We start from the raw sequence: 14,874 nt of genomic DNA, 5'->3' as shown, positions 1-14,874 counted from the left end.
CCAGAACCGCTCGCCCGATTTATGCCGTCTTGTGGGTTTAGCCTATGTGCAGAGTCGCAATTATGAAAGGGCGTCCCATATATGCTGCAAACGCCCCGATCTGCGCTTTCGCGCAGATCAACAGCTAGCCAAACAGTTTAAAGCCTAAAGCCAGAGACAATCAGACCCATGCCCAGTTTTGCCCAGAACCTAGAGAAAACGCTGCATCATGCGCTTGGCCATGCGTCGGAGCGGCGACATGAATATGCCACGCTGGAGCATCTGTTGCTCGCGCTCATCGATGATGAAGACGCAGCCCAGGTGATGGCCGCATGCGGGGTTGACTTGGCTGAGCTTGGCGAGGTCGTGAAGCAGTATCTTGATCAGGAATATCAATCACTTAAAACAGAGGAAGAGGCCGATCCGCAGCCAACTGCTGGTTTTCAGCGAGTGATTCAGCGCGCCATTCTGCATGTGCAATCCTCAGGCAAGGATACGGTCACAGGCGCCAATGTGCTGGTCGCACTGTTCTCTGAGCGCGACAGCTATGCGGTCTATTTCCTGCAACAGCAGGATATGAGCAGGCTCGATGCGGTGAGCTATATCAGCCACGGCATTGGCAAGGGCGGCCGCCAACTGGAGGCGAAATCTGCTCAGGGTTCTGACGAACCGCAGCCGGAAGGCGGCGAGAAGCCTGCCGAAGCGGCGAAGAAAGAAACCGCGCTCGATCAGTTCACCGTCAATCTCAATGCCAAGGCGGAGGCCGGGAAAGTCGATCCGCTGATTGGCCGCGGACCGGAAGTTGATCGGACAATCCAAATCCTGTGCCGCCGCAGCAAGAACAATCCGCTTTACGTTGGCGATCCCGGCGTTGGTAAAACCGCGATTGCCGAGGGACTTGCGCGCAAAATCGTCGAAGGCGAAGTGCCAGAAGTGCTCAACGAGGCGGTGATCTACTCACTCGATATGGGCGCCTTGCTGGCTGGCACGCGCTATCGCGGTGATTTTGAGGAGCGTTTGAAGCAGGTTGTGACCGAGCTTGAAGGGATGCCGCATGCGGTGCTCTTCATCGATGAAATTCACACCGTTATCGGCGCAGGCGCGACCAGCGGCGGGGCGATGGACGCGTCTAACTTGCTAAAACCGGCCCTGTCCGGCGGCACCATCCGCTGTGTCGGGTCAACCACCTACAAGGAATTCCGAAATCACTTCGAAAAGGACCGCGCGCTGCTGCGCCGGTTTCAGAAAATCGATGTGAATGAGCCGACGGTGGAAGACACCATTAAGATCCTCAAAGGGCTTCGGACCGCCTTTGAAGAGCATCACAATGTGAAATACACGCCCGACGCGCTGAAGACTGCGGTCGAGCTGTCGGCGCGCTATATCAATGATCGCAAACTGCCGGATAAGGCTATCGACGTGATCGACGAGGTGGGCGCGATGCAAATGCTGCTGCCGCCCAGCCGCCGCAAGAAGAAGATCACTGCGCGCGAGATTGAGCAAGTGATCGCAACTATGGCGCGCATCCCACCGAAATCAGTCAGCAAGGACGACAAGAAGGCGCTCGAGAACCTCGAACGCGATCTGAAGCACGTCGTGTTTGGCCAAGATGAGGCAATCCACCGCCTTTCGACGGCCATGAAGCTGTCCCGCGCTGGTCTGCGCGATCCGGACAAGCCAATCGGCAGCTTCCTGTTCAGCGGTCCAACCGGCGTTGGTAAGACCGAGGTTGCGCGTCAACTCGCCTCGATCATGGGCATTGAGCTGAAGCGCTTCGACATGTCGGAATATATGGAACGCCACAGCGTTTCGCGCCTGATCGGTGCGCCTCCGGGCTATGTTGGTTACGACCAAGGGGGCCTTTTAACCGATGCGGTTGATCAGAACCCGCACTGTGTCCTGCTGCTCGATGAGATCGAGAAGGCTCACCCGGACCTGTTCAACATCCTGCTTCAGGTGATGGATAATGGCCGTCTGACCGATCACCACGGCAAAACGGTCGATTTCCGCAATGTCGTACTGATTATGACGACCAATGCCGGCGCATCCGACATGGCGAGCCAGGGCATCGGCTTTGGTGACGTGTCTAAGGAAGATGCAGGCAGCGAGGCAGTGAAGAAGATGTTCACGCCGGAATTCCGCAACCGTTTGGATGCGATCGTGCCATTCGCCTATCTCGGCAAGAGCACTGTTGCCCGCGTGGTCGACAAGTTTATCCTGCAACTCGAACTGCAACTGGCCGAGCAAAACGTGCACATCCAGTTTGACGGTGATGCGCGCGATTGGCTGGCCGACAAGGGCTATGACAAGCTCTATGGCGCACGGCCAATGGGCCGTCTGCTACAAGATAAGATCAAGCAACCGCTCGCCGAAGAGCTGCTGTTCGGTAAGCTGGCCGATGGCGGTGAAGTGCATGTTGGGATCAAGGACGGCAAGCCAACCTTCGAGCTCACCCCCGCCCCGCCCAAGGCCAAGCCGAAGCGCAAGGCGCCAGCGAAGAAAAAGCCCGCGGCAAAAAAGGCACCGCCTGCAAAGGATAGCAGCGATACCAAGCCCGAGGCCTCTGGTAGCGATACGGGCGGCAGCGACACGGGAGGCGGCGATAGCGAGGGCTAAGCTGCACAAAATTAAAGGAAAGGGCGCGCGCCAGCATACGGTTCGCGCCCTTTTTCGTATCTAAGCCATGAGCAACCCATTCTCATGGATCCAGCCTGAGCCCTGGGGCGTGCAAATCGCCCCTGCCAATTGCTGGATCGACCCCGGCCGCGCGGTTGACCGAGCGCTGGTGACCCACGGCCATGCCGATCACGCACGCGGCGGACACGGCGAAACCATCGCCACGCCGGAAACATTGGCGATCATGGCCCTGCGCTATCGCACTGGTATCGAGAACGGTGAGGGAGAGATGCCCTCCAAGGCCACGCCGGTGCAATATGGCGAAACGATCAGCCTGCCTGGCGGCGTAAAGGCGCGCTTCATTCCGGCTGGCCATGTGCTGGGCAGCGCGCAAATCCTGCTGGAGCATGCGGGAGAGCGAGTGGTAATCACCGGTGATTACAAGCGGCGTCACGACCCCACATGCGCTCCGTTCGAAGTGGTGCCATGTGACGTGTTCATCACCGAGGCGACCTTTGGTCTGCCCGTGTTCGTTCACCCACCAATTGAGCGGGAAATGGCCAAACTGCTTGGTGTACTGGCCGCCAATCCGGACCAATGCGTCGCGGTGGGCGCCCATGCTTTGGGCAAGGCGCAGCGCGTGATCGCAGAACTGCGCGCGGCGGGCCATGACCAGCCGATCTATCTCCACGGCGCAATGGAGAAGATGTGCCACCTCTATGAAGAGCATGGCGTGGATCTGGGCAAGCTGCGGCTAGTCGCGGATGCGGACAAGGATGATATGCGCGGGCACATTGTGGTCGCGACACCGGCGGCACTCAACGATCGCTGGTCGAGGCGGCTGCCCGACCCAATTACCGCCATGGCGAGCGGTTGGATGCGGGTACGCGGCCGGGCGCGGCAACGCGGCGTTGAATTGCCGCTGATCATCTCTGACCACGCCGATTGGAACGAGCTGACCGACACCATCGGAGAGGTGAATCCAGCGGAAACCTGGATCACTCATGGCCGCGAAGAGGCGCTGCTGCGGTGGTGCGAACTGGGCCAACGAAAAGCCCGCGCGCTGGCAATGATCGGGCGCGAGGAAGAGGGCGAATAGGTGGAAGAATTCGCCGCCCTCCTCAATGCACTTGTCTATACGACCAGCCGCAATCGCAAGCTGGCGCTGATCGCGGCCTATTTGCGTGAGACGCCCGACCCTGATCGCGGATGGGCATTAGCGGCTCTGACGGGATCAGTTGATTTTCCAGCGGTGAAGGCAAACACGTTCCGCAACCTTCTAAAAGAGCGCGTCGATCCGGTCTTATGGACGCTGAGCCGCGATTTCGTTGGTGATACAGCTGAGACCGCGAGCCTGCTGTGGCCAGAAGGCAGTGCTTCTGCTGATAAGTCACCCAGCATTGCGGAGGTGGTGGAGACGCTCTCCGCCCTCACCCGCTCCAGCGCCCCCACCGAACTGCCCAAACTGCTCGACCGGCTCGATGAGAACGGCCGCTTTGCTCTGATCAAATTTGCGACTGGCGGCATGCGGATCGGGGTCTCCGCCCGGCTCGAGAAGACGGCGTTCGCGCAAAGCTTCGATGTCTCGGTCGAGGAGGTGGAGGAATATTGGCACGCGCTGGAGCCGCCCTATGCGGAGCTGTTCGCCTGGGCTGCCGATGGCGGTGATCCGCCGGATGTCACCAACCGGCCGATGTTCCGACCATTCATGCTCGCCCATCCGCTAGAAGACGAGGAATTGGACCTCACTCACTATGCCGCAGAATGGAAATGGGACGGCATTCGCGTGCAATTGGTGCGGGTGAATGGCGAAACGCGGCTCTATTCCCGCTCTGGCGATGATATCTCGGCGACCTTCCCCGAATTGCTTGATGTCTTGCCAATCGATGCCGTGGTCGATGGCGAATTGATAGTGCGCGGCTCAGTCCAAGGCGGCGAGGCAGGCGGCGCGGCCAGCTTCAACGCCTTGCAACAGCGACTTGGCCGGAAGAAAGTGCGTAAGAAGATGCTCGCTGAGCTGCCGGCCTTCGTGAGGCTCTATGATATCTTGCTGCTGGAAGGCAAAGATCTGCGCGACCTGGGTTGGGAGCAACGCCGTACAGCTTTGGAGACGGTGATGCCGCGACTTCCGGACAGCCACTTTGACCTTTCGCAAATAGTTGCGGCGCGCGACTTTGCGCATCTCGCCGAAATCCGCGAAGGTGCTCGCCAGGATGCAATCGAAGGCCTGATGCTGAAGCGCAGAGACGCGCCCTATATCGCCGGGCGCAAGGTCGGCCTGTGGTATAAGTGGAAACGCGACCCGCTGCTGGTGGATTGCGTGCTGATGTATGCGCAGCGCGGCTCTGGCAGGCGGTCGAGCTTCTATTCGGACTACACGTTCGGATGTTGGGACGGCGATCCAGACGCAGGCGCAGAATTGCTGCCCGTGGGAAAGGCATATTCCGGTTTCACCGATGCCGAGCTGAAGAAGCTCGACAAGCTTGTGCGCCAGACAACCCTCAATCGGTTTGGCCCAGTGCGCGAGGTGGAGCGCACACTGGTCTTCGAGGTTGCCTTCGACAGTGTGCATTCAAGCAAGCGCCACAAGAGCGGCTTGGCCATGCGCTTCCCGCGCATCCACCGCATCCGCTGGGACAAGCCAGTGCATGAAGCGGACTGGTTGGACAACCTAAGGTCGCTCATCAGGGATTGACCAATCACGCCCAGCATCTAAGTTGCAAAATGCAACTGGAGGTCACAATGCCCATCACTACCTATCGCAATATGCTCACCGCACTGTCTGGAATGCTGGACAAAGCAGCCGCCCACGAAGTCGCCGATACGATCATTGATGGCCGCCTCGCGCCGGATATGCTGCCTTTCGCAACACAAATCCGGATGCTGGTCAATTTTCCGCGGCAATCGCTAAACACGATCTCAAGCGCTGAACTGGCATCGAATGAAGATGATCCAACCACTCTGGCGGAGGCAAAAGCGAGGATTGCTGAAACTCTGGCGATGCTCGATACCTTTGATGAACAAACACTCCTGCCTGACGACAGCATGGTCGATCTGGCACTGCCAAACGGGATGAAATTTCGCTTGTCCGTCACCGATTATGTCGCCGACTGGTCATTTCCGAACTTCTATTTCCACACCAGCATCGCCTACGCGATTATGCGCAGCCTGGGTGTAGAGCTCGGCAAGGCCGATCTGGTGCCGCACATGCTGCGGCATCTGAACACGCAGGGTTAGGCGGAAATGCGCGGCGAGGTGTTATCCCAGCGCCTCGCCTACCGCCTCAGCATGGTGCTTCGCATTCTCGGCATAGTGCGCCACGCCCAGCCGCATGCCTGCAATCGCTGCATCGTTTAGCTCGCGCAGCGGCTTCGCCGGGCGACCTGCCCACAGCATGCGCGGCTCCATCACCTTACCCTCGGTCAGCATCGCACCCGCTGCCAACATGGCGTCAGAGCCGATAACGGACTTATTCATCGCAATCGCGCCCAGCCCCACAAACCCGCGGTCCGCAATCGTGCAGCCGTGCACCATCGCCATATGACCGATCAGCACGTCATCCCCGATGATCAGCGGACAGCCATCGGGATCGCCCGGTTTTGGCCCGTCGCAATGCAGCACGCTGCCATCCTGCACATTGGTCCGCTCGCCAATGCGGATTGGCGCAACATCCGCGCGCAGCACGCAATTGTACCAGATCGAACTGCCTGCGCCGATCTCAACATCGCCTATGATGGTACAGCCAGGCGCGATAAACGCGGTTTCGTGAATCTTGGGCGTCTTGCCGTGGATAGCGATGATATTGACACCGGGGTGCTGCGAGGCGGAGTTCATTTATGGTTCTCCCATTGCTCGCGAGTGAGCGAGTATTGAATGGTTGGATTGTGTTCGGGGGCAAAGAACGGATCATCAAAGTCAAGCTCTGGACGACGCTGCATGCCGAGCTTCTCCATAAGTTTCCAACTGCCGATATTGCTCTCGCTGGTGAGCGCAACCAGATGCGGAGCGCTATGCGTGTCAAACGCCCAATTGATCACGGCGCGCATGGCTTCTTCTGCCAGACTCTGGCGCCAGCGATCCTCGCGCACGAGCCAGCCAATCTCATGATCGCCAATATTGGGCGCAAGCGGGTTAGAAACGCGTTTCATCCCGCAATGCGCGACCAGATCGCCGGTTTTGCGGTCAAACGCAAACATGAAGCCGAAGTCATCCTGCGCGAAACCAGCGCGCGAGGCCTCGTGCTTCTCCGCCAACTGCTCAGCCGTGCGCGGACCGCCCAGCTTGGCCATCACAGCTGGGGTATTGAGATGCTGTAGGTGTGCTTCGAGGTCATTTTTGCCAATCTGGCGCAGCTCCAATCGCTCGGTCGTCAGCACAATCTCACCCATTTTGTGCTTCCCACTCGTCTTTCTCGATTCGATAGACGATTATGTTTTCGCCTTCTGCCCAAGAGACGGTGTCTGGGAAATCCATATCGGGTCGGCGCCGCATCCCGATCTTTTTCATAAGACCCCAGCTTGCGGCATTGCCATCCACTGTCAGCGCAATGACATGGGGCGCGCCAAATTTGCGAAAGGCGATCTCAATCGAAGCCAAAGCCGCTTCTTTCGCGTAGCCTTGGCCCCATGCGCTCTCGCGTAGGCGCCATCCCGCCTCCATATCGCCGATTGGCCCCTTGGGTTCATTGCAGCGCTTTAGGCCGCAAAATCCCAGGATTGCTCCGTCTGATTTACGCTCTACCGCCCAGAAAGTGTGGCCGTGATCGGCATGATACCCTTCTAACCGGCGGCGCGCGCTGTCTTGACCGGCTCCGTCGATCACACCCCCCAGCCATTGCATCACCGCTGGCGTGTTTGTGCCTTCCCAGAACTCGGGCCAGTCATCCTCCCGCCAATCGCGCAGGACGAGCCGCTCCGTCTCGTGGCGAAAGTCAGCCATTCAAAAGGCGTGCCGCATGGGCGGCATGATAGGTGAGTATCCCAGAGCATCCCGCGCGCTTGAACGCCAGCAATGTCTCCATAACCAGAGCATCGCGGTCTCCCGCGCCCGCCGCGACAGCAGCCTCGATCATCGCATATTCGCCGCTGACCTGATAGGCGAACACAGGAACGCCAAATTGGCCCTTCACGCGTGTTGCAATATCCAAATAGGCGAGGCCCGGCTTCACCATTACACTATCGGCTCCCTCCGCTAGGTCAAATTCCACCTCGCGCAAGGCCTCCAGGGTGTTGGCAGGGTCCATCTGATAGCTTTTCTTATCGCCCTTCAGCAGACCGCCAGAGCCAACTGCATCGCGGAACGGCCCATAAAAAGCACTCGCATATTTCGCGGCATAGCTCATGATCTGGACATTGGTGTGCCCGGCCATTTCCAACGCCATACGGATTGCGTGAATGCGCCCATCCATCATGTCTGACGGAGCAATGATGTCCGCGCCCGCCTCCGCTTGATTCAGTGCCTGATCGACCAGCATCGCAACCGTTTCATCATTCATCACGTAACCCGCATCATTGAGCAGACCGTCCTGCCCATGCGCGGTGTAGGGGTCGAGCGCGACATCGGTCAGCACGCCGATTTCATCGCCGCACTCTGCCTTGATCGCACGGATCGCACGGCACATCAGATTGTCGGGATTGTGCGCCTCTACGCCGTCATCGCTGCGCTTGTCCGCCTGAGTGTTGGGGAACAAGGCGATGACCGGAATACCCAGAGCGATCGCCTCTTTCGCGCGCTCCACAATGCCGTCAACCGACCAGCGCGAGACGCCGGGCAGCGTCGCAATCTTCTCTTCCACTCCCTCACCATCAGTGACAAATAAGGGCCAGATCAAATCCGCCGAAGTCAGCACGGTTTCGCGATGCAAGGCACGGCTCCATCCGGTGGAGCGAGTGCGGCGAAGGCGGGTGTTGGGATAGCTGCCAGTCATGGGCAACCTGTTGCCGCAATTTTTGAGCGCGTGCAATCACGCCTCAAATTCTGGAGCTAGGTGGAGAAGCAAGCCTCTTTAAAAACAGGCGCGCTATTCCACCTCTTTGACGGTATCGAGCTTCTCGATCTCGCGCAGCGGCTCTGCCACCTCGTCGCTGGTCGGGGTCAGGTCTTTGAGCGCTAGGCCGGGTTCAACGGTCTTCAAACGGCCAAGGGCTGCTCGAAATTTCTTGAGCTCCTCGCCAGACAATTGCGCTCGTGTAACGAACTTGACGCTCGCCGGGTTAATCGCACGGCCGCCACGGTACATTTCATAGTGTAGATGCGGGCCAGTGGAGAGGCCGGTTGAACCAACATAGCCGATCACTTGGCCCCGCCGGACATTTTGCCCGCGGCTGACTGACATTCTACTCATATGGCAATAGCGGGTTGACAGATTGCCGCCATGATCCAGCTTCACCGCATTGCCGCAGCCGCCAGCACGGCCAGCCGAGGTCACGCGCCCATCGGTAACGGCAACGATTGGAGTGCCATGGCGCGCGCGGAAATCCATGCCCGAATGCATCCTACGATAGCCGAGGATCGGGTGGCGGCGCATGCCAAAGCGCGAAGAAATCGGGCCGGGTACAGGGGCGACCAAGCCGCCCCGCTGCTCACCAACACCAGAAGCCTCATAAAAACGGCCATCTTCGCCCCAGCGCATCAATTGCGTCTTGGACGTTCCGCCGCGATCAACGCCAGCATAGAGCAATTTGCCCGCCTGGCGTTCGCCCGTGGCGGCGCGGCGGTATGAAATGATCATATCGAACTCGTCGGTCGATCGAACCTCGCGGTCCATATCGATCTGCTCATCAATCGCCTTGATGTAATCTTGCACGGCGCTGGCTGGAGCGCCAGCAGCACGCATGGAGCGGTACAGGCTATCACCCACGGTCCCGCGAATGCGCAAAGGTGTCTCATCCACGCGGATGATATTGCGTTCGAGCGCCAAAGCCCCGCTTTCCCGAGTGATCGCCAATTCCAGGTCGAACCGGGCGCGGAAGGACAGCTCATCAAGCGGGCGAGGTGCGCCATCCGCTTCCCGCCGACCCAAGATAATGTCCATTTGCGTGCCAGCATCGATCTCGCTGAGCGGCATTGCACCAGAAACAAGCTCGCTTACCCGGCTAACGTCGCTAGACGAAAGGCCTGCACGGCGGAGCATGCTTTGAAAGCTGTCACCCTCTGCCAAAATGGAAACCAGCTCAATTTGTGGGCGTTCCGGCGCGCTGGCCAGCGGAATAACCTCAGGCGTTGGGCTCATCCGGCGACCAGAATCGGCGCCCAGAGCCAGCGGCATAATCATCTGGCTGCGCAGCTCATCATGGGCGGCAGCATCAATTTTCATCGCTGGCCGGGCCTCAAGCGGGCTCATATCCGGCCAGAAGGCGAGCGCCACAGCGGCCAGGCCCACCATAGTGCCGAACCCACGGAACCAGCGGCGACTGCCGATATTACTTGCCAAGTCAGGAGCAAGATCAATCCCGGCTAGGCGATCTTCGACTGAATGTTTCCATTCGTCATAGCGATCGCGCCAAGTGCCAGCGCGATTCAGCGAAACTTTGGTAGAAACGGCGGTGCCGGTATCGTCCGTTTGCGGAGCGTCATCACCAAAATAGCTAAACAGGTCTGCGTCACCTTGCGCTTCGCATGCGCCCGCATCAGGAGCCTTGAGATTCGCATCAGCCACGCCCGTCAGTTCCGCAGAATCTGCAGAACTGGCGATTTCGCCATCAGCAATGTCGCGTGCGTGATCCAACTCGCATCCTAAAACTGGCAAGGCTTGCTAATCCTGCGCACAGCCGAATCTGGTGGCGCATCACCTCTATTGGCTGATTTCCTGCACGATTAAAGTAAATGCTGCCTTAACTCACGACCAAAGGACTCGCCCAAGCGGTGACTTGTGGAGAACCTGCCCAAGGGATTACCCGCGGGTTATTGCAGCAGGCCGATCGCGGTGACACAAGCGGAAATGTGACTGCCCAACACTCTTGGAACCCCAGCCAAAATCACAGCGATAGCCGCGTTCGAGCCGTGCTCGGGCCGACCAATACTGGCAAGACGCATTTGGCGATCGAGCGGATGTGCGCCCATTCCAGCGGGATGATGGGCTTTCCCCTTCGGTTGCTGGCGCGGGAGGTTTATGACCGGGTGCGCGCGATCAAGGGCGATGCGCAAGTCGCGCTGATTACGGGTGAAGAGCGGATCGAGCCGGAAAACGCACGCTATTTCTGCTGCACGATGGAGGCGATGAACCGCACCGGAGGCAATCACGCTTTTGTCGCCATTGACGAGGCTCAGATCGGTGCGGATCCGGAGCGCGGCCATATCTTCACCGACCGGCTGATCAATGCGCGCGGCCGCGAAGAGACGATGATCCTCGGTTCAGCCACGCTGGAGCCAATCATCAAACAGCTGGTCCCGCGCGCTGAGTTGGTCGAACGCCCACGTTTCTCCACCCTCACCCATGCAGGCCAAACCAAACTGTCGCGCCTGCCCCCGCGCAGCGCGATCGTCGCCTTTTCAGTCGAACAGGTATACGCGATGGCTGAGATGCTCCGCCGATTCAGAGGCGGCGCAGCGGTGGTGATGGGCGCACTATCGCCGCGAACCCGCAATAAGCAGGTCGAATTGTTCCAGAATGGCGAGGTTGACTACATCGTCGCCACCGATGCGATTGGCATGGGCCTCAACCTCGATCTGCATCATGTAGCCTTCGCCGCGCTGAGTAAGTTTGATGGCCGCCGCAAACGCCGCCTCACTCCGGCGGAGATGGCGCAGATCGCCGGACGGGCGGGTAGGCACCAGACCGATGGCAGTTTCGGCACCCTTGCCGGGGGCGGCACCCGCAATGGCGCCCTGCTCGAATTCGCTGAGGACGAGATTTACGCGATTGAGGAACATCAGTTCGCGCCGCTTACTAAGCTGTTCTGGCGCGAGGCGGAGCCGCGCTTTGACAGCATTGGCACTTTGATCGGGGATCTAGAGAGCAAGCCTCAAAGTAATGTTTTGACGGCAGCCCCCAGAGCGATTGACCTCGCTGTTCTGAAACGTCTGGCCGAGGATGATCTGGGCCGCACGGTTCGCGGCAGCGGGCAGGTCCGGCGGTTTTGGGAAGCATGCTGTCTTCCTGATTTCCGGCAAATCGGCCCTGACAATCATGCCCGTTTCGTCGCGCGGCTCTGGCAAGATATGGCCGATGGCTATATCGGCGCAGACTTTGTCGCGGCGCGGATCGCAGAGCTGGACCGCACGCAGGGTGATATTGATACACTGCAGGGTAGGATCGCTGCGATTCGATCCTGGGCCTATATTTGCCAGCGCCCCGATTGGGTGCTGGCGCGAGATGAGATGGCTGCGCGCGCCCGCGCGGTCGAAGCAAAATTATCGGATGCGCTGCATGGGCGGCTCACCGAGAGGTTCGTCAATCGGAGGACGACAATACTTATGAAGTCGCTGGGACAGGATGCCAATGCATTGCCAGTTACGCTGGAGCCCGATGGGCAAATGTGCGTTGAGGGCGAGCCGATTGGTCGGCTCGATGGGTTTCGCTTTGTAGTCGACCCCAATGCGACCGTGGCGGACCGGAAAATGCTGCTCGCTGCTGGGGAGAAAGCACTACCGACTATCTTGACCCAGCGGGCCAATTGGCTGCTGGCCGAGGGGCTTGGCGAATTGGAATTGTCACGCGGTGCGATCCGCTGGCAGGATCGCACTTTGGCCGAGATCAGCTTTTCAGCGAACTCTGGCCCAGAGGATTTTGCGGCGCCGCGCCTGTTATTGGCACGCGATATCTCGACCTTGCCAGAGGTACCGAGGACCGCATTGGAAGCAGGTCTGACTCAATGGCTGACAGGGCAGCTAGAACCGCTTGAGCCATTGCGCAAGCTGACCGAGGCGGCGCGTGACCCAGAGGCTGGATCGCAAGCGCGCGCTCTGCTGCACATCCTGATCGATGCACGCGGCGTGGTGACCCGTGAAAAGGCCGGGCTGGAACATCTGCCTAAAGAAATGCGTCCGTTCCTGCGCAAATTGGGCATTACTTTTGGCGCGCTCGACATTTTCGCCGCGCCTTTGCTGAAACCGGCCCCGCGGCAATTGTTGCACGCGCTGGGTGTCGACAAACGTCCGCTTAATCCTGCCATGTTGCCGGTCATCCCCGAGGCAAAGGGCCTGCCTGCAGGATATCTTCCAGCTCGACAGTCAGGCGATCCGGGTTGATCTGGCGGAGAAGATTTTCCGCGCCGCCTTTGATGCGCGCGGCAAGGCTCAAGAAAAGGCGGGCAAGCAGCGCAATCTGAAGTTTGGGCTTGATCTCGCGCTGCCGGTCTCGATTGGTCTTGAGGAAGACAACGCCCGCCGCCTGCTAAGCGCTGCTGGCTTTAGAGTGCAACGCGCCCGTGCGCTGGCCGAGGGTGCATTTGGCCCGCCCGCACCGGACAGCTGGACCTGGCGGCCCAAGCGCGCTGGAGAGGACAATCCGCGCCGACGCCGCCTCAATGCCAAAAACAAAGGTGCTGGCGCAGACCACAAGCACGCAGGCGGCAAGAACAAGGGCGCGAAGCACAGCAAGGCGGGCAAAGGCCCACCCCTGGGACGGTCGCAAAACCGCAGCAAAAAGCCCGACACTGGCCCTGCCAAAGCCAGCGGTGCCTTCGATGCTTTGGCGGATCTCTTGCGCTAATGCGGCTCGACCGCTTGCTGGTCTATCTCAGATCTCGCGCGGACCCGATCGCGCGCGCAAAAGATGATCGCAAGCCGCTCTTTACGCTGCAATAGAAAGCATGTGATGCGCCCTAGCGAAGATGTTGTAGCAGGCGATGTGCTGACTTTAGCAATCGGTAATGAAGTGCGCGTAGTTGAGATCACATCGCTGCCAAAGCGGCGCGGATCACCCGACGAAGCACGCACGCACTACCGCGAGCTTGACCGCGCTGGGTAAAGCGCACTAGCAGCGCTCGAAACGGTATCGAAAGAAAGCCTTACCTCATGACTTACGTCGTCACCGACGCCTGTATCAAATGCAAATACACTGATTGTGTCGAAGTGTGCCCGGTCGATTGCTTCTATGAAGGCGACAACATGCTGGTGATCAATCCCAGCGAGTGCATCGATTGCGGCGTGTGTGAACCAGAATGCCCAGCAGAGGCGATTCTGCCTGATACCGAAGACGGCCTGGAGAAATGGCTAGAGCTCAACACCAAGCTGTCCGCTGAATGGCCCAACATCACGAGCCAGAAGGAAGCGCCCGCAGACGCCGATGATTTCAAAGGCGTTGAAGGCAAGTTTGAGAAGTACTTTAGCGAGGCACCGGGCGAAGGCGACTAACGCCTGAACGTCGGCCATAGCGAGAGCGTAACGAATATCCTGCAAGGGCATCCGTTCCCACCATTAGAAACGCTGACAGGCGACCAATAGAGTTGCGATTCTGCAATTTTGTTGCGGTTGTGCTATATAATTGTTCAACCGCGCTGGTTGGTCCCGGCGCCGGGTCGAAAAACAGGAAGGTTTCAGACCAGTAGCAACAGATCCGGCAATGTTTTGGACGGCGTTTGCACATCGCAGCGCCGCTGAAAGACATGTCGGCTACTTGCAATTGAACTGAGCCAATTGAAAGGAATTCGCATGGCAAGCAATGTGCCTGCTTTTACCGTTGGCGACTATGTCGTTTACCCCAAACACGGCGTTGGCCGCGTGATCGAACTTCAGAACGAAGAGATCGCCGGCATGCAGCTCGAACTGTATGTGCTGCGCTTCGAAAAAGAGCGGATGACCCTGCGGGTGCCCACCAATAAGGTCGAGGCGATCGGTATGCGCAAGCTGTCGAGCGACAAGACTTTGAAAGAAGCGATGGAAACGCTCAAGGGCAAACCAAAGGTCAAGCGCACCATGTGGTCGCGCCGCGCACAAGAATATGAAGCGAAGATCAATTCTGGCGAAATCGTGCTGATCGCTGAGGTTACCCGCGATCTGTTCCGTCCTGAAGATCAGCCAGAGCAGAGCTATTCTGAGCGGCAGATTTTTGAAGCCGCCTCCAGCCGTCTGGCACGCGAACTCGCCGCGATGGAAGAGACCGACGAGCCAACCGCACTTGAGAAAATTCTCGATGTGCTGCGCGAACACGCGCCGCAATATTACGACAATCCGGAAGAGGAGAGCTAAGCCTCCCTTATATTGGACCGTTTCAAAGGGGCTGCCTGTCGTAGGTGGCCCCTTTTCATTTGCGCATCAGAATCCAAGCCAGTGCTTGAACCTTCGCATCTAGTGTATTATATGACTAACACGCCATTCAAATACTCCTGGAGGATCCCC

Annotated in this window: 14 protein-coding genes; 9 read left to right on the top strand and 5 right to left on the bottom strand. The window is 58.8% G+C overall.

All coding sequences use genetic code 11. The features are described 5' to 3' along the window. Nucleotides 1-168: 168 nt before the first annotated feature. The 4 genes from clpA (at nucleotide 169) to AC0V6Z_RS04795 (ending at nucleotide 5,832) form a co-directional block, all read left to right on the top strand. The gene (gene clpA, locus AC0V6Z_RS04810; protein ID WP_472640244.1) at nucleotides 169-2,595 is read left to right on the top strand and encodes an ATP-dependent Clp protease ATP-binding subunit ClpA; all 2,427 of its coding nucleotides are present in this window, start codon (nucleotides 169-171) and stop codon (nucleotides 2,593-2,595) included. A 67-nt stretch (nucleotides 2,596-2,662) separates the two neighbouring features. Then, nucleotides 2,663-3,694, top strand: a complete 1,032-nt coding sequence (locus AC0V6Z_RS04805; protein ID WP_472640243.1) for a ligase-associated DNA damage response exonuclease — start codon at nucleotides 2,663-2,665, stop codon at nucleotides 3,692-3,694. Next, a complete protein-coding gene (locus AC0V6Z_RS04800; protein WP_472640242.1) occupies nucleotides 3,695-5,290 on the top strand; it encodes a cisplatin damage response ATP-dependent DNA ligase in 1,596 nt (531 codons plus the stop codon). Nucleotides 5,291-5,337: 47 nt separating this feature from the next. Continuing rightward, nucleotides 5,338-5,832 (top strand): DUF1993 domain-containing protein, encoded by a 495-nt coding sequence (locus AC0V6Z_RS04795; RefSeq protein WP_472640241.1) that lies wholly within the window; start codon nucleotides 5,338-5,340, stop codon nucleotides 5,830-5,832. Nucleotides 5,833-5,853: 21 nt separating this feature from the next. Here the strand turns inward: AC0V6Z_RS04795 and AC0V6Z_RS04790 are convergent, their stop codons facing one another. The 5 genes from AC0V6Z_RS04790 to AC0V6Z_RS04770 all read right to left on the bottom strand — a co-directional run bounded on the left by AC0V6Z_RS04790 (nucleotide 5,854) and on the right by AC0V6Z_RS04770 (nucleotide 10,321). Continuing rightward, entirely contained in the window at nucleotides 5,854-6,429 is a 576-nt protein-coding gene (locus tag AC0V6Z_RS04790; protein WP_472640240.1) for a gamma carbonic anhydrase family protein, read from the bottom strand. After that, entirely contained in the window at nucleotides 6,426-6,983 is a 558-nt protein-coding gene (locus AC0V6Z_RS04785) for a GNAT family N-acetyltransferase (protein WP_472640239.1), read from the bottom strand. Before AC0V6Z_RS04785 ends, AC0V6Z_RS04790 begins: the two co-directional genes overlap by 4 nt. Continuing rightward, nucleotides 6,976-7,533 carry a GNAT family N-acetyltransferase gene (locus tag AC0V6Z_RS04780; protein WP_472640238.1) on the bottom strand — a complete coding sequence of 186 codons (558 nt, stop codon included), beginning with the start codon at nucleotides 7,531-7,533 and terminating at the stop codon, nucleotides 6,976-6,978. Before AC0V6Z_RS04780 ends, AC0V6Z_RS04785 begins: the two co-directional genes overlap by 8 nt. Further along, a complete protein-coding gene (gene hemB, locus AC0V6Z_RS04775; RefSeq protein WP_472640237.1) occupies nucleotides 7,526-8,521 on the bottom strand; it encodes a porphobilinogen synthase in 996 nt (331 codons plus the stop codon). The genes AC0V6Z_RS04780 and hemB overlap by 8 nt, the downstream gene beginning before the upstream one ends. A gap of 93 nt (nucleotides 8,522-8,614) precedes the next feature. Continuing rightward, the gene (locus tag AC0V6Z_RS04770; RefSeq protein ID WP_472640236.1) at nucleotides 8,615-10,321 is read right to left on the bottom strand and encodes a M23 family metallopeptidase; all 1,707 of its coding nucleotides are present in this window, start codon (nucleotides 10,319-10,321) and stop codon (nucleotides 8,615-8,617) included. 215 nt (nucleotides 10,322-10,536) lie between these two features. On the opposite strand from AC0V6Z_RS04770, the gene AC0V6Z_RS04765 reads away from it, so the two are divergent. The 5 genes from AC0V6Z_RS04765 (at nucleotide 10,537) to AC0V6Z_RS04745 (ending at nucleotide 14,724) form a co-directional block, all read left to right on the top strand. Next, on the top strand, nucleotides 10,537-12,783 hold the full coding sequence (locus AC0V6Z_RS04765) for a helicase-related protein (protein ID WP_472640235.1): 2,247 nt from the start codon (nucleotides 10,537-10,539) through the stop codon (nucleotides 12,781-12,783). Next, nucleotides 12,677-13,246: a hypothetical protein gene (locus AC0V6Z_RS04760; protein ID WP_472640234.1), complete on the top strand. Its 570-nt coding sequence runs from the start codon at nucleotides 12,677-12,679 to the stop codon at nucleotides 13,244-13,246. The genes AC0V6Z_RS04765 and AC0V6Z_RS04760 overlap by 107 nt, the downstream gene beginning before the upstream one ends. Before the next feature lie 105 nt (nucleotides 13,247-13,351). After that, a complete protein-coding gene (locus AC0V6Z_RS04755; RefSeq protein WP_472640233.1) occupies nucleotides 13,352-13,504 on the top strand; it encodes a hypothetical protein in 153 nt (50 codons plus the stop codon). Between the two features lie 47 nt (nucleotides 13,505-13,551). Then, nucleotides 13,552-13,890: a ferredoxin FdxA gene (fdxA, locus tag AC0V6Z_RS04750; protein WP_472640232.1), complete on the top strand. Its 339-nt coding sequence runs from the start codon at nucleotides 13,552-13,554 to the stop codon at nucleotides 13,888-13,890. A 297-nt stretch (nucleotides 13,891-14,187) separates the two neighbouring features. Beyond that, complete coding sequence (locus AC0V6Z_RS04745) at nucleotides 14,188-14,724, top strand: CarD family transcriptional regulator (RefSeq protein WP_472640231.1); 537 nt, start codon at nucleotides 14,188-14,190, stop codon at nucleotides 14,722-14,724. Nucleotides 14,725-14,874: the final 150 nt, after the last annotated feature.

Source organism: Erythrobacter sp. SN6-5, assembly GCF_057364945.1.
This window is presented reverse-complemented; position numbering and strand designations above follow the sequence as displayed.